This window comes from Paenibacillus nanchangensis (assembly GCF_046543445.1).
Lineage (GTDB): Bacteria > Bacillota > Bacilli > Paenibacillales > Paenibacillaceae > Paenibacillus_AQ > Paenibacillus_AQ nanchangensis.
The window spans coordinates 19394-45062 of the sequence record NZ_JBHOFD010000016.1 but is presented as its reverse complement, the minus strand read 5'-3'; the positions used below and the strand labels follow the sequence as shown (position 1 = coordinate 45062).

Annotated in this window: 22 protein-coding genes; 9 read left to right on the top strand and 13 right to left on the bottom strand. The window is 49.1% G+C overall.

What is annotated here, in order from left to right; all coding sequences use genetic code 11:
- Positions 1–78: 78 nt before the first annotated feature.
- The 3 genes from csaA to ACE6ED_RS14445 all read right to left on the bottom strand — a co-directional run bounded on the left by csaA (position 79) and on the right by ACE6ED_RS14445 (position 1723).
- Complete coding sequence (gene csaA / locus ACE6ED_RS14455; RefSeq protein ID WP_410827888.1) at positions 79–411, bottom strand: chaperone CsaA; 333 nt, start codon at positions 409–411, stop codon at positions 79–81.
- 141 nt (positions 412–552) lie between these two features.
- The gene (locus ACE6ED_RS14450; RefSeq protein ID WP_410827887.1) at positions 553–1248 is read right to left on the bottom strand and encodes an AraC family transcriptional regulator; all 696 of its coding nucleotides are present in this window, start codon (positions 1246–1248) and stop codon (positions 553–555) included.
- A gap of 25 nt (positions 1249–1273) precedes the next feature.
- Positions 1274–1723 (bottom strand): MerR family transcriptional regulator, encoded by a 450-nt coding sequence (locus ACE6ED_RS14445; RefSeq protein ID WP_410827886.1) that lies wholly within the window; start codon positions 1721–1723, stop codon positions 1274–1276.
- 170 nt (positions 1724–1893) lie between these two features.
- Here ACE6ED_RS14445 and ACE6ED_RS14440 point away from each other — a divergent pair, with 170 nt between their 5' ends.
- Positions 1894–2745, top strand: coding sequence for an aldo/keto reductase (locus ACE6ED_RS14440; protein WP_410827885.1), 852 nt, complete (start codon positions 1894–1896; stop codon positions 2743–2745).
- 194 nt (positions 2746–2939) lie between these two features.
- Here ACE6ED_RS14440 and ACE6ED_RS14435 read toward each other — a convergent pair whose 3' ends face one another.
- The 4 genes from ACE6ED_RS14435 to ACE6ED_RS14420 all read right to left on the bottom strand — a co-directional run bounded on the left by ACE6ED_RS14435 (position 2940) and on the right by ACE6ED_RS14420 (position 6951).
- The gene (locus ACE6ED_RS14435; RefSeq protein ID WP_410827884.1) at positions 2940–3281 is read right to left on the bottom strand and encodes a thioredoxin family protein; all 342 of its coding nucleotides are present in this window, start codon (positions 3279–3281) and stop codon (positions 2940–2942) included.
- A gap of 35 nt (positions 3282–3316) precedes the next feature.
- Positions 3317–3940, bottom strand: coding sequence for a nitrite reductase (locus ACE6ED_RS14430; RefSeq protein ID WP_410827883.1), 624 nt, complete (start codon positions 3938–3940; stop codon positions 3317–3319).
- Positions 3941–4250: 310 nt separating this feature from the next.
- Positions 4251–4619: a DUF3221 domain-containing protein gene (locus tag ACE6ED_RS14425; protein ID WP_410827882.1), complete on the bottom strand. Its 369-nt coding sequence runs from the start codon at positions 4617–4619 to the stop codon at positions 4251–4253.
- Between the two features lie 4 nt (positions 4620–4623).
- Positions 4624–6951: a helix-turn-helix domain-containing protein gene (locus ACE6ED_RS14420; RefSeq protein WP_410827881.1), complete on the bottom strand. Its 2328-nt coding sequence runs from the start codon at positions 6949–6951 to the stop codon at positions 4624–4626.
- A gap of 327 nt (positions 6952–7278) precedes the next feature.
- Between ACE6ED_RS14420 and ACE6ED_RS14415 the strand changes: the two genes are divergently transcribed.
- The 6 genes from ACE6ED_RS14415 to ACE6ED_RS14390 all read left to right on the top strand — a co-directional run bounded on the left by ACE6ED_RS14415 (position 7279) and on the right by ACE6ED_RS14390 (position 16195).
- A complete protein-coding gene (locus ACE6ED_RS14415; RefSeq protein ID WP_410827880.1) occupies positions 7279–8130 on the top strand; it encodes an ABC transporter permease in 852 nt (283 codons plus the stop codon).
- A 42-nt stretch (positions 8131–8172) separates the two neighbouring features.
- Complete coding sequence (locus ACE6ED_RS14410; protein ID WP_410827879.1) at positions 8173–9045, top strand: carbohydrate ABC transporter permease; 873 nt, start codon at positions 8173–8175, stop codon at positions 9043–9045.
- A 53-nt stretch (positions 9046–9098) separates the two neighbouring features.
- Positions 9099–10664: an extracellular solute-binding protein gene (locus ACE6ED_RS14405; protein ID WP_410827878.1), complete on the top strand. Its 1566-nt coding sequence runs from the start codon at positions 9099–9101 to the stop codon at positions 10662–10664.
- Between the two features lie 33 nt (positions 10665–10697).
- Positions 10698–11648, top strand: a complete 951-nt coding sequence (locus ACE6ED_RS14400; protein WP_410827877.1) for an MTP-1 family protein — start codon at positions 10698–10700, stop codon at positions 11646–11648.
- 33 nt (positions 11649–11681) lie between these two features.
- Positions 11682–12692 carry a glycoside hydrolase family 130 protein gene (locus ACE6ED_RS14395; RefSeq protein ID WP_410827876.1) on the top strand — a complete coding sequence of 337 codons (1011 nt, stop codon included), beginning with the start codon at positions 11682–11684 and terminating at the stop codon, positions 12690–12692.
- Between the two features lie 389 nt (positions 12693–13081).
- A complete protein-coding gene (locus ACE6ED_RS14390) occupies positions 13082–16195 on the top strand; it encodes an amidase family protein (RefSeq protein WP_410827875.1) in 3114 nt (1037 codons plus the stop codon).
- Between the two features lie 132 nt (positions 16196–16327).
- Here the strand turns inward: ACE6ED_RS14390 and sigK are convergent, their stop codons facing one another.
- Positions 16328–17029: an RNA polymerase sporulation sigma factor SigK gene (sigK, locus tag ACE6ED_RS14385; RefSeq protein ID WP_410827874.1), complete on the bottom strand. Its 702-nt coding sequence runs from the start codon at positions 17027–17029 to the stop codon at positions 16328–16330.
- A gap of 250 nt (positions 17030–17279) precedes the next feature.
- Between sigK and ACE6ED_RS14380 the strand changes: the two genes are divergently transcribed.
- On the top strand, positions 17280–18095 hold the full coding sequence (locus tag ACE6ED_RS14380) for an AAA family ATPase (RefSeq protein WP_410827873.1): 816 nt from the start codon (positions 17280–17282) through the stop codon (positions 18093–18095).
- A gap of 216 nt (positions 18096–18311) precedes the next feature.
- Complete coding sequence (locus ACE6ED_RS14375) at positions 18312–19382, top strand: hypothetical protein (protein ID WP_410827872.1); 1071 nt, start codon at positions 18312–18314, stop codon at positions 19380–19382.
- A gap of 726 nt (positions 19383–20108) precedes the next feature.
- Here the strand turns inward: ACE6ED_RS14375 and ACE6ED_RS14370 are convergent.
- The 5 genes from ACE6ED_RS14370 to ACE6ED_RS14350 all read right to left on the bottom strand — a co-directional run bounded on the left by ACE6ED_RS14370 (position 20109) and on the right by ACE6ED_RS14350 (position 25553).
- Positions 20109–20774, bottom strand: a complete 666-nt coding sequence (locus ACE6ED_RS14370; RefSeq protein ID WP_410827871.1) for a transcriptional regulator — start codon at positions 20772–20774, stop codon at positions 20109–20111.
- Positions 20775–21343: 569 nt separating this feature from the next.
- Positions 21344–22156, bottom strand: coding sequence for a hypothetical protein (locus ACE6ED_RS14365; protein ID WP_410827870.1), 813 nt, complete (start codon positions 22154–22156; stop codon positions 21344–21346).
- Between the two features lie 141 nt (positions 22157–22297).
- The gene (locus ACE6ED_RS14360; protein WP_410827869.1) at positions 22298–22771 is read right to left on the bottom strand and encodes a hypothetical protein; all 474 of its coding nucleotides are present in this window, start codon (positions 22769–22771) and stop codon (positions 22298–22300) included.
- Positions 22772–23061: 290 nt separating this feature from the next.
- A complete protein-coding gene (locus tag ACE6ED_RS14355) occupies positions 23062–24345 on the bottom strand; it encodes a BNR-4 repeat-containing protein (protein ID WP_410827868.1) in 1284 nt (427 codons plus the stop codon).
- A 68-nt stretch (positions 24346–24413) separates the two neighbouring features.
- Positions 24414–25553: a glycoside hydrolase family 88 protein gene (locus ACE6ED_RS14350; protein ID WP_410827867.1), complete on the bottom strand. Its 1140-nt coding sequence runs from the start codon at positions 25551–25553 to the stop codon at positions 24414–24416.
- Between the last annotated feature and the right edge of the window lie 116 nt (positions 25554–25669).

Below are 25669 nucleotides of genomic sequence, written 5' to 3'. Positions count from 1 at the left end.
CCCCCACTCCCAGCCAGCCAAAGGATGGGATTTCCCCCGTTCATAATTACCAGCAAACACAAACACTGTTTTTTGCTACTATGAAATACGCGTTCCAATTGCAACCGGCTGATCCGGCTGTAACAGGACAACGTCTCCCTCTTCGGGGACTCCGCCTATGACCAAAACCTCTGACTTGAACCCTGCAATGCGGCGGGGAGGAAGATTCACCACTCCCACCACCTGACGTCCTATCAGATGATCGGGAGCATATCTTTTTGTAATCTGAGCTGAAGAATGTTTTATCCCAATCTCTTCCCCAAAATCAATGTGCAGTTTAATCGCAGGTTTTTTTGCTTCAGGAAAAGGCATGGCCTGGATGACCGTGCCCACACGAATATCCAATTTATAAAAGTCCTCAATGGTTGTCATAGAATATAACCACCCTCCTATCCTCAAGAGAAATCATCAATAACTTTACTTACCAATAAATTGCAGACCCCAATACACATTAGCTAGATATAGAGTAAACCATCTTCTATCCTCTTTTCTTTACCAAAGTTAATCCTCTTTTTATCTCATATTAAGAATTCTATACTTGTGCGGCGATATTCCCTCCCAATTCACAAACCATCTTGTAAACGACGAGGAATTTTCGAATCTTAATTCTTCACTAATAGCCGACATGGACCATTCTGTAGACCTTAATAAATGTTTCGCTTCTTTCAATCGAAGTTCAGCTATGTACACTTTTGGACTTTTCCCCGTTTTCCTCTTAAACCATGCGGAATAATAGATGGGGTGGTAATGCTCTATTTGGGCTAGAGTTTCTAGTCTAATTGGCTCTTTAAAATGATGATGAATGTACTCCACCGAAGGCGGCAGCGAAGTTTGAAGTTTGTTGGCCACATATCTCGTTAAATGTTCTAATGAAGGCAGATTTCCCTGATTTGTCGCCTCTTCTTCAAGCAAATAGCGGATCGAAGCCCATTGCTGATCTAACCGTATATACATGTCAGTTGTATTTTCCGGCAAGAAGCGTGTTGGAATATCTAAGATTAGAAACTCATTGCTGCCCACAGAACGGAAGTTATGAACGGACCCGGGCGGGAGATAAAAACAATAATCGGGGTTAAGCTGGACCTCTTGCCACTCCGTCTGCAAATCTAAGGAACCCTTTAATGGAAAAAGAAATTGTGCATACTCATGCTCGTGTAAGGTGAATTCATTTGTATACGATCTTGTTTCACATATTACCTGGTTCATCATTGATGTATTCTCCCCTCACACCAAGTCACCCATTCCGGACAGAAGGCGAATAAAACACATCCCCATGCATATACTGAATTTTTTCCCAGTTGGCGGGATTGGTGGTGTCTATAGAGCGGCCCTCCAGTATGGCTTGATACAAAGCGGTTTTTTGTTCCAAGTGGGCAATGTGCCGTTTGGCTTCTTCGAGTTTAATCAGCGCAGCTTCTTTATGCTCCATGATAAGAGCGCAGCGCTGCGGAATGGTAGCATCCCCTTCGAGGCAGAGGTCAATGTACTTTTTAATGACATCAATCGGCATCCCGGATTGCTTGAGGCATTTGACGCCAAGCAGCCAGTTGATCGATTCTTCGTCGAACATCCGGATATTGTTTTGATTGCGCTGTACGCTTGGTATCAGTCCTTTATCGGTATAAAAACGTACGGCATGCTCGGTGAGCCCCGTTATCATAGCAGCTTCTTTCACTGTGTGCATATGGAATCCTCCCGGGAAAATAAATTGTGTAGAGGGCTTGCCTTCGTGTTACACGAAGGTATTAAGCTAACTATAACGCAAATCAGCCGTAAGCGGAATCCCCGCTGCAGCGCCGGTTCCGGATTACGCGCCGTTTGCTTTTAACCATCTGATTACTGGGAGGAATGACAATGCAAACCGTCACATTGAACAATGGAGTGGAAATGCCGATCCTCGGCTTCGGTGTCTACCAAATTCCCGATGCGGAAGAATGCGAAAACGCGGTATACGAAGCGCTGATGGCCGGTTACCGCCTGATCGACACCGCCTCCGGCTATCTGAATGAGGAAGCGGTCGGACGCGCGGTCAAGCGCAGCGGCATACCACGCGAAGAGCTGTTCATCACGACCAAGTTGTGGGTTCAGGATGCCGGCTACGACAGTGCCAAGCTGGCGTTTGCCAAATCGCTGAAAAAACTGCAGCTCGATTATCTCGATCTGTACCTGATCCACCAGCCGTTCGGCGATTACTACGGCGCATGGCGCGCGATGGAAGAGCTGTACAGTGAAGGCAAAATCAAAGCGATTGGGGTCAGCAACTTCCTGCCCGACCGTCTGATGGACCTTATCATGCATAACAAAATCGTCCCCGCCGTCAACCAGATCGAGACGCACCCGTTCTACCAGCAGGCTGAAAACGCCGCTTTTATGAAAGAGCAAGGCGTGCAGCACCAGTCATGGGCTCCGTTCGCTGAAGGGCTTAACAACCTATTCGGCAATGAAGTGCTGGCTTCGATTGCAGAACAACACAACAAGTCTGTCGCCCAGGTTGTGCTGCGCTGGCTTGTCCAGCGTGGAATCGTCGTGATTCCAAAATCGGTGCGTAAAGAGCGGATTGTTGAAAACTTCGATATTTTTGATTTTGAACTGAGTGCGGACGACATGGCCCGGATCTCTACTCTCGATACAAAAGAAAGTCTGTTCTTATCGTACCTGGACCCGGAACAAGCCAAGCGGATGGGCAGCTGGAAAATTGATCTGTAATATGAGGATGGGTTGAGGATGGGTTGAGGATGGGTTGAGGATGGGTTGAGGCTGGATTGAGACGGAGCCCGCTTTCTGCAACCGTTCCGCATAACACAGTAAGGTGCAGCAATGCAGACCCGCAGTTAAAATCCTGTGACAATTAGCGTTTCCCTTTTTAAAATCTCTCAGGATGGACTTCCTTCCTGAGAGATTTACGTGTTTGACCAATAATTCCGATAGATACGGTCCAGCTTTTCCTTTAATAATGCAAAGCGGACAAAGCGATCCTCTCTTAAATACTCTTTTTGATCAATGATCAAAAGCATGGTCGGCGCGCTAAAGATCAGAAACTTTTCCGCTACTGCTTCAACCTGGCTGGCATCGATATGCCCAAAAGAGAGGTGCGGATATTCGGCCAACAGCTCTTTCAGCTTAGGCAGCAGAGCGTGGCAGGTACTGCAGTCCGGCCTGGATACATATAAAAAGCTCAAGCCGTGATTTTCGAGAAATGCTTCAATTTCACTAATTGTAGTCAGTTCTGTTGGTTCTTTCATTATTCCATCTCCTTCAGAAACAAAAGCTGCATGTATTAGTGCCCTGCAATTTGCTGCAACTTCTCTATGGATATACGCGCAACGAATTTGCTGAACTTTTCTTTGCCTTTTGCGTTTGACGTATAGTAATCAATGATGGCCGTGACCACGGAAGCAATCCGGTCTTCTGTTATTCCAGATAAAAGCCGTTTGGCAACAGACGCTTTGAGGCCCTTCGGGTCTCCGCCAACATAAACATCGAACGTATCCCTCATCTTTACAATACCGATGTCTTTCAGCAGCGGTTCACTTGTACCAAGTGCACACCCCGCAAACCCAACCTTCAGTGGAGTGGGTGTTTCAATGCCTGCAATTGCAGCATTTACTTTTCGGGCTGTCTCTAATCCCGACTCTTCCGCGCCTCTGCAAAAATTGCAAGCGATTAAGCTTTTGACTACAAAACCCGGCTGATTGACCTCAAGTCCAACCTCCCTTAGTTCATCTGTGATCTCATCTCTTTTATCAAGCGGCACCTCAACATATAACTGTTTGAACGGTGTCATTTCGATGGCGGCTTTGTCTTCCGTTAGCTCACCGACACGAATCAACTGCTTGGCGTTAAAAAGGCTGCCGCCTAACTGAACCGGCGGACTGACCGCAATCTTCACGTGCTCCCCCATGTAGCAGATCTCCTTTAGTTTACGTATTATCACAGCTTTATTCGGTTTCATCCTGCGCGTCCACATACCCCCACGGGGTATAATGCAAACAAAAAAAGTAAGCCACAGGATAAGAAATTATTGATGTTTATTACGCAAGTCCGATCACCTTTAATTCAGCAGTTGTGCGGCCTCTCAGCCAATTTACTATACCCCCCCACCGTATGTCAAGCATGATCTTCTAAGTCAAATCCAAGCGCTAAAAATAACCGGACTCTCTAAAGAGAATCCGGCCATTAAATTTAAATCCGCCTATGAATTAATTTAGATCTCAATTTTCTTTGTTTTTTATTATGGTTACTTCTTTTGCGGTAACTTGTGCTGGAAAGGAATCATCGCTTGCTTTAAAGGATACTTCAATCTCATCCCCCTTTGTATAGAGAGAGGGTGTAATTTTATTTACCCAGATGGCTTGAGGGTACTCGCCAGAATCAAGGAGCTGTTTGTAATCTTTATCTAGATCGTTTTCCTGCAGCTGATGAATCACCAACATCTTCATATTTTCCGTATCTATAGTGTGTACAACTCCATTAAACCTTTCATCATTTTTACTACAAGCAATTAGCAGGAACAAGCAAGATAGAATCAAGAAGCCTTTCCCAACACCATTAACAAATTTGCCCATCAAAATTTTGTTCAACACATCACTCCTTTTCATCACTCCCAGTACTTTTCATCGCCTCCTGCTCGCGGAAGGCCGATGGGGTCAGCCCGTACTTTTTCTTGAACAAGGTGGAGAAGTAAGTGATGTTGTAGATCCCTACCGATTCACTGATCTTGGCCGCAGTCTCAGGGGTAGAAGCAAGCAGACCTTTTGCTTTTTCCAGCCGGGTGTTGTTCAAGTATTCACTAAATGATTGCCGGGTCGCTCCTTTGAACAGTTTCCCCAGATAGCTGGGTGACAGCCCGGCGATGTTGGATACCAGATCGAGGGATATGTTAGGCTCGGCATAATGTTCATGAATGTAATTCTGTACTTTTTCAATGAGAAGATTATGCTTTTGCGCATTCATCCAATGATTTTTTTCTTCAATTAATGTACAGATTTTATAGCAATAGCGGCTGAAAATGTTTTTGATCTCCGCCAAATCTTCCGCCCACTCAATATCGGTTACCGCTTGCAGGTACTCATTAAAATTAGAATCCGGCACATGCTGTAAATAGTCAAAATGCTTAAGCAAAGACAACATGAGCTGAGTGCTATAGGTGATGACCTGATTAACTGAACCGCTGGATATTTTATCGATAAATTCTTCTATTGCGCTAACAATAGGTTCAGGCTTGCCGTGCTGCACAAGATCAATCAGCTTCTTCTCGTAGGAGCTAGGATAACTCAAGGCCGTCAAAACATGGCGGCGTGTCGCTATAGCGTCCAGAATCGCTTCCTTCCCATAGATTAGCCGGTATTTTACATACTGCTGCGCTGAAGTATACGAGGACGGAAGATTACTTTTTCCAATGCATACATCGCCTATACCTATAGATACTGTCACCTTGAAGTAGCGATTCAGGAAACTTTGAATATTACGTAAGGCAGGCTTGAGTTCCTCCGGAGGCTGACTTTCCGTGTATTGAAGGATGGCGACGGCTTCACTTCCTCCCATAATGAGATAATCACAGGTGCCGATATGCTCAAGCATCTCTTTTGCGATATTTCCCAAAGCGAAGCGCAGCAAGGACTGCTGTTTCCCCTCGACCCTCTCCCCCATAGACTCAAGCTCATTAATTTTGAACACTAGAACGCAAAAAAACGGCCCAGCTACCTCCTCGCCGATATCCTTAAGAATCTCATTCGAAACTGAGTGTTCCAGTGAATGACCGCAAAGCAAGGCATGCAGATAATGCTCACGGACGGTTCGCGAAGAGTGGGTGATTACAAACTGCATCGATTTCTCACGTTCATGAAAGGAATGGAGGACCTCGGTCACCATTTTGTATTCATCAATAGGCGCCAAGCCGGATGCGGGCTGGGTGGTGTTTGGCATGACTTTTTCAAGCAGCGCCGATAAGGGTCTATTCATGTTTGAGGTCAAAAGGATAGAGATCAATAGACCTGCAAGTACAATCCCGGCTGTCACAAGCAACGTAATCCCCCGGAGTTGGTCGATGTTAGAAATGAGCTCGGAATACGGTGAAACGCTTACAAAATACCAGTCCAGTTCCTCTGATTTTACATAAGTGACCAGATTCCTTTGGTTTGCGATCGTTGTGGTGAAGCTGTTCTCATTTTGGTTCTCGATTAATATCGTCCGCACATACTCTTCTTCGGATAAATCATCCAGAAATAGATTGGAATCGGTATGAGACAGCACTTTACCTTCATTATTGATAACAAAGACGTTATTAGCGGCGTCCGCTTTGCTGATCTTGCGAATGGTCGTCAGGATCGACTGCTCCTCCACATTGATATAAATCAGCGGATTGCTGGGGGTCTGGTATGAGTAATTCGGGTACAGCAGGAAGGTCAGGAACTGTAATGGTTTACCGTTGTTGCGGCTCGCAACCTTCAGGCTGCGCGGATTAAATTCCATATACTGCTTCGCGCTGAGGGTGGTGAGCGAAACGTCAAATGGAAGCCCGGCTGTATCGATTGTAGTTCCTGTAGAAGGCCGGTGGATCCCGATACTGTGTATATAAGGGTACACGTTTTTAATTTGTTCGAGCTGCTGAAAAATATGATAATTGCTTACTTTAGACTCCACCGTCTCATCCAGGAATGAAAGGATTTCCGGTTGAATCAGCAGTGTATTTCCGATTGTAATGACCTGGTTATAGACTACATCGGAGGCGTAAGTGATCTGGGACAACATCGCCCGGGAATTACGTTCGATCTCCTTTATGGCGCTTCTGGAGAATAGGGAGAACAGTACACCGGATAGCAGGCTTACGGTTAGAAGAACGAGAAGGAAATATGAGATTGTGAGTTTTTGAAATGCCTTGTATCGAACAAGCCGGTTGATGGTTGTCCGCATGCTGAACTCCTCCCAATGCTGCTCGTTATCATTTCTAAACTATAGTACATTTCCGGCCGAAAAAGTACCAAATCAGGCGAAAATGAAAGCCATTTCGTTTTTTTGAAAGCCTTGTAATCTAATTTGAAAGCGTTCCCCTGGTTTTGAAATGGACACTTAGGGGTGCCATGGCTAATCTGGAATCAAGGCACACACTGCTGGCAGCCAGGCGGCAGAAGAAATTCACAGGGGGAGGAACAGGAATTGAAAAAGAGACGGCGTCCAGGATGGAGCATACTGTCTGACATTCGCAGGAATGGTACATCCTATTTGTTGGTTTTGCCGGCAATGGCATACACTTTTATTTTCGGATATATGACGTATCCTTATATGGTCATTGCTTTCCAGCGTTTTAATTATACAAAAGGAATCTTCCATAGCGAATGGGTGGGATTTAAAAACTTTGAATTTTTCTTCAACTCAAATAAAGCGCTTACAATTACCTTCAACACCATTTACTTGAATTTACTTTTTATCATTTTCGGTACGCTGATGGCGCTGGCTATTTCACTGGTTCTAAACGAACTGCGCAAGAAGCTGTTTGTGAAGATCAGTCAATCCCTGATGTTATTCCCGAATTTCATATCCTGGATCGTTATTAGCTATATGCTGTATGCGCTTTTTTCTATGGATATGGGAATCGTTAACCAATTGCTAAACCAGCTCGGTATGGCCTCAGTGAACTGGTATACCGAAGCACAGTCATGGCCGGCGATTCTAACCATCATGCATGTGTGGAAAGGAGCCGGAATGAGCGCCATCATTTACTTGGCAACCATTACTGGCATCGATGAGACTTTGTATGAAGCTGCCGAGATTGACGGGGCCAACCGCTGGCAGATGTGCCTTCGGATTACGATTCCGCTCATGATGCCAACCGTTATTATCCTGACAATGCTCTCGGTCGGCAAAATTATGTACGGTGATTTCGGGATGATCTATGCGCTGGTTGGCGACAACGGCACCTTGTATTCGACCACGGATATCATTGATACGTATGTATTCCGTTCCTTGCGTCAGATTGGCGATCCCTCCGAAGCCATGGCCGTCGGACTTTTCCAGTCGGTCATCGGATTTATCCTTGTTTTCGGCACAAATACCATTACCCGCAAGTTTTTTAAAGACGGCGCTTTATATTAAATCTGATCCTGGTTATTAAGGAAGGCTTGGGGAGGAGTATTAATGACAAAATTATCAATCAGCAAAACGGTCATGTACACGCTGACTGCGGCTTATTCGGCGTTTTGCCTGCTTCCGATGCTGCTCGTGCTGATGATTTCAATCACGGATGAGGATGCTATTCTGAAAAACGGCTACAGCTTCTTTCCAGAGAAATTCTCTCTATATGCCTATAAGCTGATCTTTACGAGCGGCTCCCAAGTCATTAAGAGCTATGGAATTTCTATCTTTGTTACGGTTGTCGGTACAATGCTGGCCATTCTAATTACTTCTATGGCGGGCTATACACTAGCGAACAAAAATGTGAAACACCGCAATCTGCTGGCCCTCTACTTCTTTATTACCATGATTTTTTCAGCCGGAGTTGTGCCCTGGTATCTGATGAACCGGTCGCTTGGATTAACCAATAACATCTTCGCCCTGATTATTCCGTCGCTCCTGTTCAGCCCGTTCAACCTCTTTCTTGTACGCAATTTCATGAACGGAATTCCCGACTCGCTGCGGGAATCAGCCACCATAGACGGGGCAAGTGATATTGTCATTGCTTTCAGGATTTATCTTCCGTTATGTAAACCGGTACTTGCAACAATTGCCCTCTTCTACGGACTGGACTATTGGAATAACTGGTGGAATGCGATCATGCTGATTGACACTAAAGATTTGTATCCGCTGCAATTTATGCTTCTGCAGATGCAGTCGGAAATCAGTATGCTGAACGATATGGCCATGCTGGCCGGAACAAGCGACGTTACGCTTCCTTCAGAGTCGGTCAAGATGGCGACAGCCATCGTAACCATCGGGCCGATCGTCTTCCTCTATCCGTATCTGCAGAAGTACTTCGTGAAAGGGCTCGTTATAGGTTCCGTTAAAGGCTGATGTCATCCCTTCGGGGTTAACATAAATAAGACAAGAGGAGGTCAGTATTATTCATGAAAAAATCCTGCGCAATCCTGTTAGCTGTGGTGCTTGCCCTTTCTACACTGATTGGGTGCGGCAAGGCGTCCGATAATTCCAGCCCTGCTGCAAACGGGGAAAATAATGCCTCATCCCCGAATGCGGAGAATTCTAATTCTTCTGAGGTCGTCCGGATCAAATACGTGGTTCCCGGCACCGAACCCAAAGACTACCAGAAGGTGTTTGAAAAAGTTAATGAGAAGCTGGCTGCAGACGGTGTCGGCGTTGAAGTGGAGAAAATCTTCATTCCATGGGATGCGTGGGACCAGAAGCTGAACCTGATGTTGTCCACCGGTGAAGATTTCGATCTGTTTCATGTCATGCAGGACCGCACTCCATACTCCAACTACTATACCCGGGGTGCACTGGCAGATATCTCGGATGCCATTGAAAAGTATGGAGCAAACCTGAAAAAGTATATTCCGGAGGATATCTTCAACGGGGCAAAAATCGGCGGGAAATATTATATCGTCCCCTCCTATTGGGTGGAAATGGCGAGTGAGGGCCAATTCAATATCCGCCGCGACATTCTCCGCGAGAACAATTTGCAGGAGCCAAAAACTCCGGCTGAACTGATTAGCGCCTGGGAGACGGTTATGAAGAACTGGAAAGGGAAAAACAAGCCCTATTTGGGCACCCGGGCAGATTTTGACCCGATCTCCCTGCATACCTCCATCCTGCACCGGACCTATGACACCTTCCCGTTCACTGTTAAGGATAAGTTCTTTTATGTCAATCAGAACGGAGAGGTCAAATCCTGGATTGAGACCGACGAATTCAAGCAAGATGCAGCTTTCATGCGCGAGCTGTACACAAAGGGAATTACGAATCCCGATATTCTGGTCATGAAGCAGGAGCAAGTGGACGCGCAGCTCGACAGCGGGGAGTGGTTCGTACGTCTGGGAACCGGCGGAAGCTTGAACGGGCTCCAGAAATACAATCCCGAAGCTACAGTAGACGATATCGGAGTGGTATGGTTTAACCCGGAGAAAGAATATTTGCGTCCCCTTTCCTTCAAGAACGGAAATGCCGTACCGGCGAACAGCAAACATCCAGAAGCAGCCGTTAAATTTATGGATTGGATGCTGGCAAGCCAAGAGAATTATGATCTGGTACAATATGGAATAGAGGGTGAGCACTACACTAAAGATGGCGACAAAGGCTTAAAGCCGATCAAAGACCCGAACAACAATAATAATCCGCGGTACAGAGGCTCTGATTCGCAGAACGGCAATGTGAACTTTATGCGCTTTGACCCAGAGAGCAGTATTCCTGACAATAACAAGGTCTTATTTGAGCCAAATCCTAATGCGGTCAATAGTATTGCCGCCAACTTTATTTTTGACCCGACGAATGTAAGAACCGAATATACCAATATTCTCTCCGAAGCTTCAGCCAGCATCACTCCAATCTATATGGGGGTGCTGGACTACGACAAAGCCTTCCCGGAAGCGCTGGACAAAATGAAGAAAGCAGGTCTGGACAAGGTGGTTGCTGAATACCAAAAGCAGTTTCAGGAATACCAGTCTTCTCTCCAATAAAAAGAGCTGAAACAAAAAAGGAGTGAACAAGTTTTGAGCCTGAAAGAGCAAAAAAAAGAATTTGAAGCAACTAAAACCGTTTATGAAAGCGCAACCTTAGTATTTAAAAACGTGGACGGATTTGATGTCTATAATATTTCGGTTCCTTTTGAACGGGATGGAAAACGTTACTTGTTCGGACGGGTAGAACGCCGCGAAGAGTGGGCCCGCTCCTGGGTCCGTCTGTTCGAGGAAACAGGCCAGGATGAGTGGAGCTTGGTGGAGAATAGCATGATCTATACGCTGGAGGACCCGTTTATCAGTGAAATCGGTAAAGAGCTGATGATGGGCGGAACACATGTGCAATATCAAAGCGGCAAATACAGCACGTTTTTCGGTTATTTTTACCGGGGGACCGACCTCCATAATTTATACTACTTCACCACCGGTCCTAATAAAATGAAAGATATACGTCTCGTTTCTTTAGCGGACGGCAAGATTGGCGTCTTCTCGCGCCCGCGCAGCAACGAGATGAAAGGCCAATATGGCAGCGAATCCATGATCGGTTTTACGGTTATTGACAAGCTGGAAGAGTTGACTGCAGACGTCATTGAGAACGCCCCTTACATTCATGGTATTTTTGGGGCAGGCGAATGGGGAGGCGTTAATCAGGCTTACCTGCTCGACAGCGGCAAAATCGGAATTATCGGCCATATTTGTTATCAGGATAAGGATGAAAATGAACAGGAGATAAAGGTATATTTGAATATGGCCTTCATCTTCGATCCCGTAACCCGGGAATCCTATGACCTTCGTTTGATTGGAAGCCGCTCCTGCTACCCGCCCGGACCCGCCAAGGCACCGTATTTGACGGACTGCGTCTTTTCTTCAGGGATCGTGATGCGGGGGGACGGCAAGGCCGATCTGTACAGCGGCATTGGCGATTGCCAGGCCGGGCGGATTACGATCGACTATCCGTTCACAAAATATGGACGGATTGTCTAGAACCTATTCCTACTCCAAGGAGGATATTTAAAGATGAATCATACAAATACGCCCATCATAGGAGCTTTGGCGTCCAGCCCGCTCATCCGCCGTCATCCGGCCAACCCTGTGCTGGATGCGGCCCGGGTCCCTTATTCCACCGCACTTGTGTTCAACGCGGGAGTGGTTAAGTTTGGCGGCCGGTATGTGATGGTATTCCGCAATGACTATGGCTCACTCGAGAAGCAGACCCTTGAACCGTCCAACACAACGGATCTGGGTATCGCTTTCAGTGAAGACGGGATTCATTGGACGGCCGGGCCCAAGCCGGTGTTTAAACTGAACGACGAAGAGGTTGTACGCGCATACGATCCGCGGCTGACGGTGATCGGGGGCCGCTGTTACATGTGCTTCGCTGTAGATACGCGGCATGGTATCCGGGGAGGGATCGCAGTAACGGATGACTTTGAATCCTTTGAAATACTGAGCTTGTCTACGCCGGACCTGCGGAATATGGTACTGTTCCCAGAGCGGATCAACGGCAATTATGTGCGGCTAGAACGGCCGTTCACCGTGTACAGCCGCGGTGGCAGGGACCGGTTCGACACATGGATTTCGGAGTCGCCGGATCTGATCTATTGGGGACGGTCAGATCTATTGCTGGCGGTGGAGCAGGTTCCGTTCGCCAATGACAAGATCGGTCCGGCAGCACCTCCCGTGAAGACAGACAAGGGCTGGCTCACCACATTTCATGCGGTGGATATCGATCCCGCCAGAGGGAAAAACGGCTGGGAGCCGTCTTGGAAGAAGCGGTATACTGCAGGTATTATGCTGCTTGACCTAAACAATCCGAAGAAAATTCTTGGGATGAGCGCTTCTCCGCTGCTTGCACCTGAAGCGCCATACGAAATAGACGGAGGCTTCCGCAATGATGTCATTTTTCCCGGCGGCATGATTCTGGAGGACGATGGCGAAGTGAAAATCTATTACGGCGCCGCCGACACCGTAGAATGTCTGGCTACCGCCCATGTCGATGATCTGATCAGACTTTGTTTGGAACAGTAAGACAGGCGGCCACACCGGCCTCCTGACTAACATAAGCGGGTATTATCCTTGAATGAGGATGATACCCGTTTTTTGTGCATTTTCAGGTGAAATCCAGCCCTATTGTTCAGTTCAGGCAGAAAAGCAGAGTTATGAAAAAACTAGCTGTGATCGTTTCTGACTCGATTTGCTTCATCTTCGCATAAGTATCATCAATGTAACACTACTTGTTATAGGTGAGACGCCTATACTTCTATTTTATTGCACTTAATAATAAATATAGTAATTTCTCTTTGTTGAAAACTCTAATAATAGTTCAATTTCATATTATTCATTGACTGAATAGATTTACAGTGTTATATTCCCTTACACAACTAAAAATATACATACTTGAAAGGAAGATTGCCTAAATGAGTAAGTTAAAACGTCTGCGTAAAACAAAAAGGCAAGTTATAGCTACGTCCATTGCGTTATCTGTCCTTGCTTCGGGATTGATTCCGGTTCAAACGGCTGATGCATTAACCAGGGTGACTTCACAAAGTGGCACAGTATGGGAGATTCACGATGCTTTTGCTCCAAGCTTAGACACAGGAAGTTTACGTACTGTTGGAACTACACAAGTACAGGGCTTCGGTAATATCTTTGTTAAAGTGTCATCGCCTTCTGCCTCCCTGATGAATGGACAAATGATGCGCGGGTTTGACCTGAAATACGATGGTGTTAATCGATTCACTTCAACTCAATCTGTCAATCTGGGAAATGTCACAGTCACCCGTGATGTGTATGTGGATACAATAAATAATAGAACTAGATTCTTTGATACTTTTACTAATAAGAATGCTATAGCTGTAAAGGTTGATGTCTCCTTCGGCGGCTCCTTAGGATATGGCACAGCGGCAAATGCTTCAGTCGTCAAGGCTACCTACTCCAATGATCTGGAAGTGACGACAGACGATTCATGGATTGTTGTCGATAGCAGTGACAAAAACAATAAACCTCTAGGTGTTGCAGTCGGGTCTCCACATCCTTTTAATAATGGATTAACCGCTCTAGGGAATCAGCAGCAGAATCCATTCACCACACCTCTAGCTAAGTCCGGAAATGAGGCGAATTTCTATGGCTTCATTAATACCTTAAATCTTGAACCGGGTCAGTCGAAATCCCTGGTGCATTTTGTACAAGTTGGAGAAGCTGGCGAAGCAGGGCTGAACAATCTGGTTGCCACGCTTAATGGACTTAATCAGCAGCTGGATGTATCCGGATTAACCCCTGCCCAAATCCGTTCCATCAGCAACTGGGATATCTCTGCTATAGAGGGGCTGGATACCGGAGATACCCTGTTCATTCCAGAGGCTCCTGCAGCCCAAACCTTCGTCACTTCGTCCCCTTACGATGTTGTGAATAAATCCATTGCAGAGATGCAGCAGGATATGATTAGCGGCAAAACAACTTCTGTACAAATTACTCAAGCGTATCTGGACCGGATCAAGGCGTACGATGAGGGGCAACTCGGCTTCCATGCCTTCCTGCATGTATCTGAAACCGCGCTGGCCCAAGCCAAAGCTGCTGACGCTGCCCGCGCACAAGGCGCCAAAGGCGATCTGCTGGGAATTCCGATTGCGATCAAAGATATCTATGACACCAAGGATATGCCTACAACAGGCGGCAGCAAAGCGCTTGAAGGCTGGCGGCCAGAAACGGATGCCTTCCAGGTGAATAAGCTGCGCGAAGCCGGTGCTGTCATTATTGGTAAAGTTAATACTTCGGAGTTTGCAAATAGCGGAAGCTTCAGTGAAAGCGGCTGGATGCAGACATGGAATGCGCTCTACCCATCCAAAACCTCTTTTGGCTCAAGCGGCGGATCTGCAGTATCTGTTGCGGCTGATTTTGCAGCAGCAGCCATGGGATCGCAGACAGGGGTATCTCTCTATGCACCCACGACAGGCGCCAGCCTAAAAAGCTTCCGCGGCACAGACGGCATGGCGAGTACTACAGGTGTGCTGCCGCTCACTTGGGGACAGGATTATGCAGGGCCGATTGCCAAAACCGTAACAGACCTGGCCATTATGCTGAATGCTACAACGGGTACGGACCCGCAGGATATTTTCACCGTGACTGCTGATGCAGATCATAAACGTCCGGAGAACTGGAAGGAAGCCTTGGATGCTGGTGCATTAAAAGGAAAGAGAATCGGATATATCCCCGCATCCTTTATCTCCAGCTACGCTGATGATGATACCGGACAAGCGGTAATGAATAAGTTCTCAGAGCTTCAGGCAGCAGGCGCGACAATGGTTGAGATGTCAAAAATGCCATCAGCCCCTACCCGTCCTTCGGGCATTAACGGTTCTACGGAAGGCTGGGCGCGCTATATCGAGCTTCATAAGGCGTTCCCTTACGCGGATGGAGCGAGTGTACTCGCTTCAGATAAGGTGCTTATCTATAATCAAAGAGGGTATACTCCGCCTACGCGGATGACTGAACAGGCTGTACAAGATTACATCAAGTATAGAACGGACTACAAGGAAGTTATCAAAGGCTGGATGGACGAGAATGGCGTGGATGCTGTTGTTTATGCAGGTTTCATTAGTGACGTATATAACAATGACGCCGCAGCCTCTCAGTTAAGTTCGGACCGCAACACGGGTGTATTAACGTCTAATGTCGGTCTGCCTACGGTAGTGGTTCCTGTAGGAACGAACGACAGCGAATATTCGATCTCGATGCAGCTTGTGGGCAGAGCATGGGACGATGCCAAAGTTCTAGGTATGGGCTATGCGCTTGAGCAACAAAGTCAAGCCAGACTGCTGACCGCCTTTGCTCCAGCACTCCCCTATGTTCCAAACCCTGCTAATCCTGATCCAACAGATAACGGCTCAAGCAATCCAGGTTCTGGAGGAGGTGCTGTAACTCCCCCGGCAACACCAACGCCTACACCTACAGCTACACCGGCTCCTACAGCAACACCAGCACCAGTAGTAACACCAACACCTAAACCCGAAGTGGCCAGTTTTGCCGATACAATGAACCATTGGGCTCGAGCAAGTATTGATACACTGATTGCGAAGGGATTACTGACAGGTTATTCCGATGGCACCTTCCGTCCCGATTCAGGCTTGACCCGTGCCGAGGCCATTAAGGTCATTGCAACGTACATGGGACTTGAAGGACAAGCAAGCAACTTCACAGATGTATCTGCAGCGCATTGGGCGAACAAGTTCATTGGTGCAGCTGCCGGATCAGGCTTGATCAACGGATATAGCGATGGAACCTTCCGTCCAAATGCGAAGATTAGCCGTAGTGAATTAGCCGCACTAATCACTAGAGCCTTCAAGCTAACAGGTACTGGAAACACCTCATTCAAAGATGTTAACAAAAATGCCTGGTATTATAATTCTATCGATGCCCTGGCATCCAATAACATCGTTAAAGGATATGAAGACAGTACATTTAAGCCTGCAAAAGACATTACCCGAGCAGAGTTCGCTACCATGGTATCGAGATTACTGGAGACTGTGAAGTAAGAGAAGCTGCAACCATCTGTAAAGAAAAGGCCATCCCGGAAAGGATGGCCTTTAACTTGCTGTAACAAAAAAGCACGTTGATCATTTCTGCACAAAAGAACGACTCCTCCGCAGACAAGCCGCTCTAAAAAGTTACCTTTTCGCCTTATAAAACTCATGATACAGCTTCATGAGCGCCCTTTTCTCTATCCGCGACACATAACTCCGCGAAATCCCCAGCTCCTTCGCGATCTCCCGCTGGGTCCGCTCTTCCCCGCCCGTGTCGAGGCCGAAGCGGCCGACCACGACCTCTTTTTCCCGGTCATCCAGGATGTCGAGGTTGCGGTAGATCTTGCTTTTCTCGATCTTGAGGTCAACTTCCTTTACCACGTCATCGGCTTCCGAGCCGAGGATATCGATCAGCGTGATTTCGTTGCCTTCCTTATCTGTACCAATCGGATCGTGCAGCGACACGTCCTTTTTGGTTTTTTTCAGCGAGCGGAGATGCATGAGAATTTCGTTTTCGATGCACCGGGCCGCGAAGGTGGCCAGCTTGGTCCCTTTGTTCGGGCGGTAGCTTTCTATCGCTTTGATTAAGCCGATGGTGCCGATGGAGATGAGATCCTCCATGTCTTCTCCGGTGTTGTCGAATTTTTTTACGATGTGGGCAACGAGACGCAGGTTATGTTCAATCAGCAGATTCCGGGCTTGGGCGTCTCCTTCCGCCATTCTTCCCAGGTACCGGCTTTCTTCCTCCTCTGTCAGCGGCTGCGGAAACGCATTGTTCCGGACATAGGATACAAGCAGCGTCAATTCCTTAATCAGCAGAGCAATCGTGCTAATGATTCCGGGCACCTTCGCGACACCTCCCGTGTATGTACAATGAATCCCATCCGTTTCGCTTTACGGGTTCATGGTCATTTCATTGTATGTAGGCGAACGCCCGGAAGTGCCTGTACAACGAAAATACAGAAACACAAAAATCCTACAGCAGGGCAGTATGGACCCCACATGAGATTGGAGGTATACGCTCCCCTTTAAGATTCGTTTTTCCACTTCTGGTAAAATGGAACTCAACAATAAGACAAGCAAAAGGAGTCCGCTTATGATTTATTTAAGAAGCTTTAAGCTCTCCGGCCATACGTCCCGCAATCCCAATATCTACCCTGATTATGTACTTAAACACATGGCTGGAGAGGTGCTTTTATTCGACCGGATCACCGTGCTGTATGGCAATAACGGCAGCGGCAAATCCACTTTGCTTAATATGATCGCCAACAAGCTGGGCATTCGGGGAGCTGAACAAATGGCAAGCGGCGGGCAAAGCATTTTTACACAGCAATTCCTGGATTTGTGCAGTTACCAGCTGGGGCAAAACGAGCAGGAACGTGAGATCAGGCGGCTCCCGGAAGGATGCCGTTATATGAAATCGGAGGATATTTTATATGAAATCAAAAAGATCCAGCAATCCTCCGTTCTGCGTGAAGCACTGCTGTATGAAGAAGCCGGCATAGGGATGAGCAAGGAACAGGCGGCCGAATATGAGGCTTCGTATGCGTTAAAGAAGAAGCTGGAGAACATTCAATTCGCACAAGAAAAATACTCCAATGGAGAAACCTCGATGCAGTTTTTTGAGGAATATCTGCTTCCTGGGCAATTGTACTTATTGGATGAGCCGGAAACGTCACTGTCTCCTGCGAATCAGATCCGGCTGGCGGAACAAATCAATGAGCTTGCACGATATTTGGACAGCCAGTTTATAATCGCCACTCATTCCCCCTTTATGTTAGGTACATTACACGCCAAAATTTACAATTTGGACGCCAGGCCCTTACAAACAGCAGAATGGTTTGAGCTGGACAATGTTCGATTTTTTTATCAATTTTTCGGCAAGCACAAGCATTTGTTTGATGGGGTGTAGAGCAGAGAAGAACAGAGTAGAGTAGAGTAGAGTAGAGTAGAGTAGAGTAGAGTAGAGTAGAGTAGATTAGATTAGATTAGATTAGAGTAGAACAGATAAAACAAGAAATTCATCGCAAATTAAAGGATTCCCCCGAACTTTGTCAAAATGATAGAAGCGGCTCGCATCCACGGCTGCATGTTACAACAATACATACACACTGGGGGAATTTTGTTCATGAAAAAATCAATTACGCTGCTGCTAACAGCAGTACTGCTGCTCCTCGGCATCGTTTCGCCGTTTGGGACGCAGACGGCCGCGGCGGCCAAATCGCCTGAACCCAAAGAGCTCGCCACCTTTGTCAATGGCAAGCTGCTCATCTCGCCCGCCAAATCCCTTGCAGCTGAAGGATCAACCTATGTGCCAGTGAAGCTGGCGGCGCAAATTCCCGGCATTTCGGTCAATACCTCTTCCGGCATCGTGCTGACAGGCAGCAAAGGAACCACCAAGCTGGGACCGTATAACTCCATACAACATCAGAACGCCAACTATGTCGCCTTCAAAACGCTGCTGAAGATTGGAAACCTGGACGGCAAATATGCGTCAAGCGCAAACGCCCTGTTCATATGGACAACGGCGGAAGGCAAAACAAAAAGCAACGCGATGCTCTCCAGCATCAGCCAGCTGCCAGGTACGATGGGCAAGGCTGTCGGCAGAAAAGTATACGTATTCGGCTACCCGGGCGCCCATTGGATTACGGATGTAAGTTATGACGGCGGGTCCACGATGGAATTCACCATGCAGCAGGAAGACGGCACAATTTGGACGTTGAGCGACCCTGTAAGCGGAGAGGATTCTTTTTATACCGCGGACTATCTTCAAGACTTGAAATCCGTGTATAACGGCGCTCCGGCTTGGATCGACAACTCCAGGATCAAAAACAGCCCATTCAAGAACATGGAAAAAGTCACCCTCCTGAATCTGGTGCCCGATCCCGCAGACAGTACGCTCCTGGTTCAGGTGCGCCGGGCGAGCGGAGAGGAAATCAAGTTGATCACGAGTTCATCCGATGAACTTCAAGATGAAATTAATGATTTTTTTTATTTCAAGAATCCCCGTACGGAGTTGAAAATCAGCGACAAAATGTGGAAGGCCATTCAAGAAGAACGAGTGGTTACCGGGATGACGATAAATGAAGTCTATCTGTCTTGGGGCAAGCCGGACGAGGTTTACGAATCCGCGGGAATGGTCGTTTATGGAAGCCACTATCTGTATTTCCGCCACAACAAGCTGGCTTATATTTTGTAAACCATGGGTACCGCGTGCAATCTCCTTGCACGCGGTTTAATGCAAATGGGAAGGCAAATTCCCACCTACACGCGGTGTTATGCAAATGAGAAGGCAAATCCCCGCCTACATGCGGTTTAATGCAAATGGGAAGGCAAATCCCCGCCTGCACGCGATGTAATGCGGTAGGCGTGGCGATGTCCAGACACGCGATGTCCGGCTGCGCCATTGTCAGGGCGCACGCCGTCCAACCGCGCGATGTTCAGCCGCGTCTGATGCGGGTTGGGTAGGCGTCGCGATGTTCAGCCGCGCGCCAGCCAGGCGTGTCTCATGCAGCTTCCGTCATCATTCGCTTATGCTTCTCAAGGTGGACTGTAATTCCGCTATTCGCTTAGTTTGGCGATTATTCGTAAGTTCGCGGACTGTAGTTCCGCTAATAGCCATGAACAGCACATTAATAAGGTGCTGCTGCTCAAATAGCGGAATCTGAGTCCGGCATCCTCATGTTACGGCGCTAAATATAGAGAATAGCGGAATCTGAGTCCGCTCATGGGCAAGTTGTATGGGTCCGTATGGGTCCTCATGGGTTTGCATGGGTCCGCATGGGCCCGTACCTATTACCTGTTACCTGTACCTGTCACCTATTACCCGTCACCTGTCACCTGCCACTTGTTACCTGTCACCTGTTACCCATCACCCGTCACCTGTTACCTGTTACCTGTTACCTGTTACCTGTTACCAATTCAGCTAATGATCGCTTTTAGCTAATGATCGCAGCTTGTAGGTTCGGACTCGCTCTTGGCCGCTGGCGATGTACAGCATTTGCAGATCAACCAGATTATGCAGTATGCGTCTGGCTTGCCGGTCACATATTCTAAGGTGGCCTGCAAGCTCCAAAGGAGTGAAAGGCCGCAACAGACGGCGCGAAAATCGTACCGTTTCGGCTTCCAGCCAGGACAAAGTGGAGGGAACGTCCGACGCGATAAACTTGCCTATAAACGCCAGCACCAATTGCTGGCATTGCTTGGGCTCATCAACAATTGAAGGATAAGCAATGGGCAGAAAAGTCCAACCATCCAAAGACAACAGGCAATGCCGCCGGCATAAATCCTTGAACCGCCGGACATCCAGATCTCTGGCATGAGGTCCAAATCCCTGAATTTCTATTCCTCCTTTAGCTCCAGCAGGCATATAGGCCAGATCCAAATAGCGGTACCCGTTGCCGAAATCCCGCACTTCCCATTCGGGAAACAAGTGATTGAAATTGCCGACCGCCGGGAACCAGACAGAGCGTAAGAACTCTACAGTCCCGTGTCCCAACCCTTTTTGCAGCAACTCTGTTCTTCTTGGATTCCTCTCTGCAGCCAAGTTACTGTGCATCCATTCCTCATACTGTTGATTGAACCGTGACATTGGTGTTCTCCCCCATAAGCAAATTTGTAAAACAAACGCCGCTTGAATGCAGTCATCCCTACCTTAAAAAAGGAGGATGTCCCTGTATTCAAGCGGCGTGTTCTTCACGACCTCATATGCTGATATTATAGCAGGTATCCGTCGCTGGCATAGTGATAAAAATGTAGTACGGGATTTGGTAAATCACATCTACTTTTCTCCAAGTGGCATCTGATTACGCTGGCCATGATTATCATCGTTTTTGTGTCGCTGACTATCGACCGATACGACAAACGTACGATACTGCGCAGCGGAGGGAGCGCCATTCTCACCCTATATATCATCACGACCATCCCGACCGCAAATTAGGATACCTCTAATATACGCCCCCGCCTCATCCGCAGCAGAGAACTTCCTCATCTGATGCAGGGAACTTCCTCATCCGAAGCGGGGACTTCCTCATCCGAAGCAGAGAACTTTCTCATCCGATGCAGGGACTTCTTCATCCGAAGCAGGGAACTTCCTCATCTGAAGCGGGGATCCCTTACCTATTGCCTATCAGACACTCTACGTTCCTGTCACCCAATCGTTCAGTCAGCAGACGCTGCTGTACCAGCTGCTTCGTCGTCGCGGTCCCGGTGGCCGCCTTTGCCTTTACCAGTATGCGTGTTATTTACAATCTCCTGCGCTTTGGACGCCAGCTTGGCTTTTTGCGCATCATATTCCGTTTGCGTGATTTTGCCGTCCGTCAACCGCTCGTCAAGCGCTGTGGTCAGCTGCTTGGTAACGAGGTCAATTACCTTCTGCTGATCGACGCCTTTTTCTGTAGCCATGCTTGCGATCGACTTGCCGGCATCCTCCGCGGCATCAAATTCCGTTTCCGTCATCCCAAGCAGCGCGGCGATGGCGGCTTCATCAATTTTAGCCCCGCCGTGTCCGCCCATTCCGCTTTTGCCAGTTAACGCCCGGTTCGCCAACTCCGTCGCCCGGGTCGTCACTTCCGCTTTGGCCGTGTCATATTGGGCCTGCGTCAGCTTGCCGTCCGCCAGCTTCGTATCCAGATTGGCTGTCAGCTGCTTGGCAATCACATCAATAACGGACTGAACGGTGACACCTTGTTCGCCTGCGATGGTTGCAAGTGTTTTTCCTGCTTTCTGGGCTGTGCGCAATTCCGGCTCCGTCATCTTAAATAAGGATGCAAGCGCTGCCTGGTCAATTTTGGCATGAAGCCCGCGGTCTCCGCCGCGTCCTTTTGCCGTTCCGTCAGCCTTAGCTGCCGCCGATTGAGCTGTGGATGCTGTCCCTGTACTGGTGGCCGCAAAAGCCTGTCCTGTAATCAGACTGCCTCCGCCCACCGTAATTGCGAGTGCCAATACGCTTGCTGCTATCGTATTTTTTTTCATTGTTGATGTCCTCCTTGTTGGGTGTGGGGATTGTATCCCTTGGCAGTAGAATAGAGGACAAACCTTTAGTCAACCTTAAACGCGCAGCCACCCGCAAAAAAATCCTCCTGCCGCCTTCCCTCCGCCGCTCCGCACCTCGGATTAATCCGCGCCGCCGTCTGCAATCTCCCTGTACATCAGCATACTCGCCGGAATATGCCCGGCGCCCAGTAAGACAGCGGCAAGCAGCATCCACACCGAATGCAGAACAACGGACGCAGCCGCAAAATACAGTACCGGCAGCACCGCCAAAGGCACCGGAATCCCCAGCAGGGGGCGGTACAGCAGCTCAAACTCCCGGCCCTGCACGAAATAACGCAGCCACCCGGCATAATACAGCAGCAAAAACACCGCCATCCCCAGCCATCCTGCCCATTCGCCTATCGTTTCATGATGCACGGGGGACACAAGCGGAGCCGCAAACACCCCGATTCTTCCTATTCCTTCAGCGATGGCCAGACCGCGGACGCTCCGCGAACCCGAAAGACCGGGCGTATTTTGGGGAGGCAAGCCGATCATCACCAGGCTGGGAAGCAGCACGGCTAAAGGAATCCACACGTTTAAATAAAAAATCATTCGACTTCCCGCCCCCTACGTTCTAACCTTCATTTCATTCAATTGGCTACATCATACCTTGATCTCTCCCCGTTTCCTATGACATCTATTTATTGAAATCAAAGCAGACGCTCCCCCGTCGCGCATCACTCCCGCCGTTCCCGGGCTGCCCCGCATCCCCCTCATCCCTATATTTAATGTCTCAGTTTATTGCCAAGACCTGTCCGTTTCACCATCGCAAAAAAAGCCCCCGCCAACCGGCAGAGGCCACACGCGTAATTATCATCCTGAACTGCTATTCGTTCCTCCCATTATTCGTTCCGCCCATAATACAGCTTCACGTTCGGAACATCGACCAGATACAAAATGTCGATGCCCTTTGGGCTGCGCTCCACCGCCAGCCGTTCGATCGGAAGGCCCGGGGCGATGGAGGTTTCGGTCCAGCCTCCACCTCCGCCTCCGCCCGTGTTAACCGCCACAAACGCCCGATCCGTTCCGCTGGTCTTCACATAATAGATCCGGGCTCCCGTTCCCGCCCAGGTCACGTCGATCGCAGCGCGAGTCGGCGCGGCGTCAAAAACGGTTTGCAGCTCCCAGCCGCCTGCACCGTAAGTTGCCTGCTTCACCGTAAAATCCGTGCCGCCTTCCTCGCGGTAACGGTAAGCGATGACCGGCCGGTTCTGGGAATCAAGCGTCAGCTTGGCGCTTTGGACGCCGGGCCCGCCCGGATCGCTGCCGCTCCATACATAAACTTCGCTGGGCGCCAGAGGCTGAACTACATCCGCCGCTGCGAGTGTAACCGGCGTGGAGACTTCGCTTCCGTCAGCTTTATAGAACTTGCCCGTAGAAGGGCTGTACTTCAGATAGGACAACTCATGGCGCAAAGCGCTGGCGGCAAAATGCGCCCATTCGAACACAAGATGCAGATCGCCGTTTGAGTCGAACACCAGATCATCCGGGTACACGGACCGGTTCAGCCCCGAGACGATAACCCCGATCTGGCTCCAGGATGACCCGGCGTTGTCCCAGCGGAAGAGCAGGCCTTCTCTTTTGCCGGCGGGGTCTTTATCGGCGCGAACAAATAAATACACGTCACCGTTCGGCGCGGTTTTAACGATCGGGTAGGTCAGCTTCATTCCCGCAGGCAGCTCATCGGAATGATTTTGGGGAATCCCGCCCACCGTATCAGAACGGAAATACCGCCAAGAGTTGCTATGCATCGAGGCGAACACATGAAACCGGCCGCTTCCGTCTCTGGCGATCGACGGCTGATTGTGCCCCAAGTCGTCGTCATACTCCGCGGGGACAGCGCCGTCCATCAGCGGGAGGCGGGTCCATGCTCCCGCATGATCGCGCCGGGCGATGGAAACCGTGTGTTTGCCCGCGATTTTCCCCGGGCTGTTGTAAGCCAGATACGCATACTCATAACCAAGGCCGTAAGTATCGAGCGGCGACCACCATCCCGCTTGGTTGCTTGAATCCATCGGGAAGGGCACTTCTTCCAGCACAGGGGCCGCACTGCCTATTCCCGCAGGCAGCATCGTCAGCAGAGCAAGCACAGCTATACCGAACTTCCATCCTTTTTTCCGTTTCAACCAGACCGCCTCCCGCATGATAGGATCTTGCCGAAATGAAATCCGCGTTCAGGAACTAACCTTAAGAGTCAGCGGCTCTCCCGTTCATACCAGTATCCGGGGGTTTGTTTCTCCAGACGCATCAGCGCTTCCAGAAAAAAATAGTCGCCCCAGATTACAAAATCGTCCGCCGCAACCCCGCCTCGCACAAAATAGGAGCCATGCCGCAGAAACCCTTCCTCCTCAGGCTTGCTTCCGTCGAAGCAGCTCTGCACCATCGCCTCCATGGACCGTTCGGCGAAGGACAAAAAAACCGCCCGCTCCGGATCGGAGTCCGGAAGCTGTGCCGCAAGCTCCATCAGGCCGCAAGCCGTAATCGCGGAGGCAGAGCTGTCCCTTGGCGTATCCGCCTCCACCGGTACATCAAAGTCCCAGTATGCTACGAGATCCTCAGGGACATTTGCCATGAAATAACGCGCAAGCCGTTTGGCCGTGTCCAGATAACGGTCGTCCCCGAAATAGCGGTACGCCAGCGCGAACCCGTATACTCCCCACGCCTGTCCCCGGGTCCAAGTTGACCCGTCCTCGTAGCCTTGATGGGTCCCGCCGCGTACAGCATTGCCTGTCGCCGGATCAAAATAAAAGGTGTGGTAAGATGAATCGTCCCCCCGGACGAGGAATCGTCTGCTCCGGTCGGCATGAACGCGCGCGGCATCAGCGTATTTGGGGTCACCCGTCTGCTCGGACGCCCAATACAATAAGGGCAGGTTCATCAGACAGTCGATAATGATCCGGCCGCCGTTCTCCTCGTCGCCTTCGGGTCCCCACGCCTGAAAAATCCGCGCCGACGGACGCCACCGCTTCATCAGCACATCCGCTGCCTGCAGCGTCGCCGCCCGAGCCGCTTCGTCGCGTTCCAGCATCCACTGCGCTCCCGTGGACAAGGAATACAGGAAGCCCAGATCATGGTGCTGCAGGTTGCTTTCCTGCTCCAGCCGTTTTTTGAAGGTTTCCACTCCCGCCACGGCCGCCTCACGGAATGCTTTGTCCCCGCTGTATTCGTAGCTGAGCCACAGAATGCCCGGCCAAAAGCCTTCTGTCCAATCCGTATGATTCATCAGCTGGTATTTGCCGTCCCCATGGCTGACATGAGGAAAACGGCCGCCAAAGCGAGCGATATTTTGTTTAGTGATTTCAAGCGTCCGGTCGATAACCTCGCTCCAATTCATAAGTTCCTCCTGGTTCGGTAGTATTCTCCAAGCGATAATGAAACCGCATTCATAACAAGCCACTGCCCGCCGTTGTTCTCCCCCCCTCTCCTTACCCGGCCAGCTGGCTCCCCGGC

Excerpts from the sequence above, each read along its gene's own strand:
- csaA (WP_410827888.1), bottom strand. The coding sequence starts at position 411 with ATGACAACCATTGAGGACTTTTATAAATTGGATATTCGTGTGGGCACG.
- ACE6ED_RS14450 (WP_410827887.1), bottom strand. The coding sequence starts at position 1,248 with ATGATGAACCAGGTAATATGTGAAACAAGATCGTATACAAATGAATTC.
- ACE6ED_RS14445 (WP_410827886.1), bottom strand. The coding sequence starts at position 1,723 with ATGCACACAGTGAAAGAAGCTGCTATGATAACGGGGCTCACCGAGCAT.
- ACE6ED_RS14440 (WP_410827885.1), top strand. The coding sequence starts at position 1,894 with ATGCAAACCGTCACATTGAACAATGGAGTGGAAATGCCGATCCTCGGC.
- ACE6ED_RS14435 (WP_410827884.1), bottom strand. The coding sequence starts at position 3,281 with ATGAAAGAACCAACAGAACTGACTACAATTAGTGAAATTGAAGCATTT.
- ACE6ED_RS14430 (WP_410827883.1), bottom strand. The coding sequence starts at position 3,940 with ATGGGGGAGCACGTGAAGATTGCGGTCAGTCCGCCGGTTCAGTTAGGC.
- ACE6ED_RS14420 (WP_410827881.1), bottom strand. The coding sequence starts at position 6,951 with ATGCGGACAACCATCAACCGGCTTGTTCGATACAAGGCATTTCAAAAA.
- ACE6ED_RS14415 (WP_410827880.1), top strand. The coding sequence starts at position 7,279 with ATGGCATACACTTTTATTTTCGGATATATGACGTATCCTTATATGGTC.
- ACE6ED_RS14410 (WP_410827879.1), top strand. The coding sequence starts at position 8,173 with ATGACAAAATTATCAATCAGCAAAACGGTCATGTACACGCTGACTGCG.
- ACE6ED_RS14405 (WP_410827878.1), top strand. The coding sequence starts at position 9,099 with ATGAAAAAATCCTGCGCAATCCTGTTAGCTGTGGTGCTTGCCCTTTCT.
- ACE6ED_RS14395 (WP_410827876.1), top strand. The coding sequence starts at position 11,682 with ATGAATCATACAAATACGCCCATCATAGGAGCTTTGGCGTCCAGCCCG.
- ACE6ED_RS14390 (WP_410827875.1), top strand. The coding sequence starts at position 13,082 with ATGAGTAAGTTAAAACGTCTGCGTAAAACAAAAAGGCAAGTTATAGCT.
- ACE6ED_RS14380 (WP_410827873.1), top strand. The coding sequence starts at position 17,280 with ATGATTTATTTAAGAAGCTTTAAGCTCTCCGGCCATACGTCCCGCAAT.
- ACE6ED_RS14375 (WP_410827872.1), top strand. The coding sequence starts at position 18,312 with ATGAAAAAATCAATTACGCTGCTGCTAACAGCAGTACTGCTGCTCCTC.
- ACE6ED_RS14370 (WP_410827871.1), bottom strand. The coding sequence starts at position 20,774 with ATGTCACGGTTCAATCAACAGTATGAGGAATGGATGCACAGTAACTTG.
- ACE6ED_RS14365 (WP_410827870.1), bottom strand. The coding sequence starts at position 22,156 with ATGAAAAAAAATACGATAGCAGCAAGCGTATTGGCACTCGCAATTACG.
- ACE6ED_RS14360 (WP_410827869.1), bottom strand. The coding sequence starts at position 22,771 with ATGATTTTTTATTTAAACGTGTGGATTCCTTTAGCCGTGCTGCTTCCC.
- ACE6ED_RS14350 (WP_410827867.1), bottom strand. The coding sequence starts at position 25,553 with ATGAATTGGAGCGAGGTTATCGACCGGACGCTTGAAATCACTAAACAA.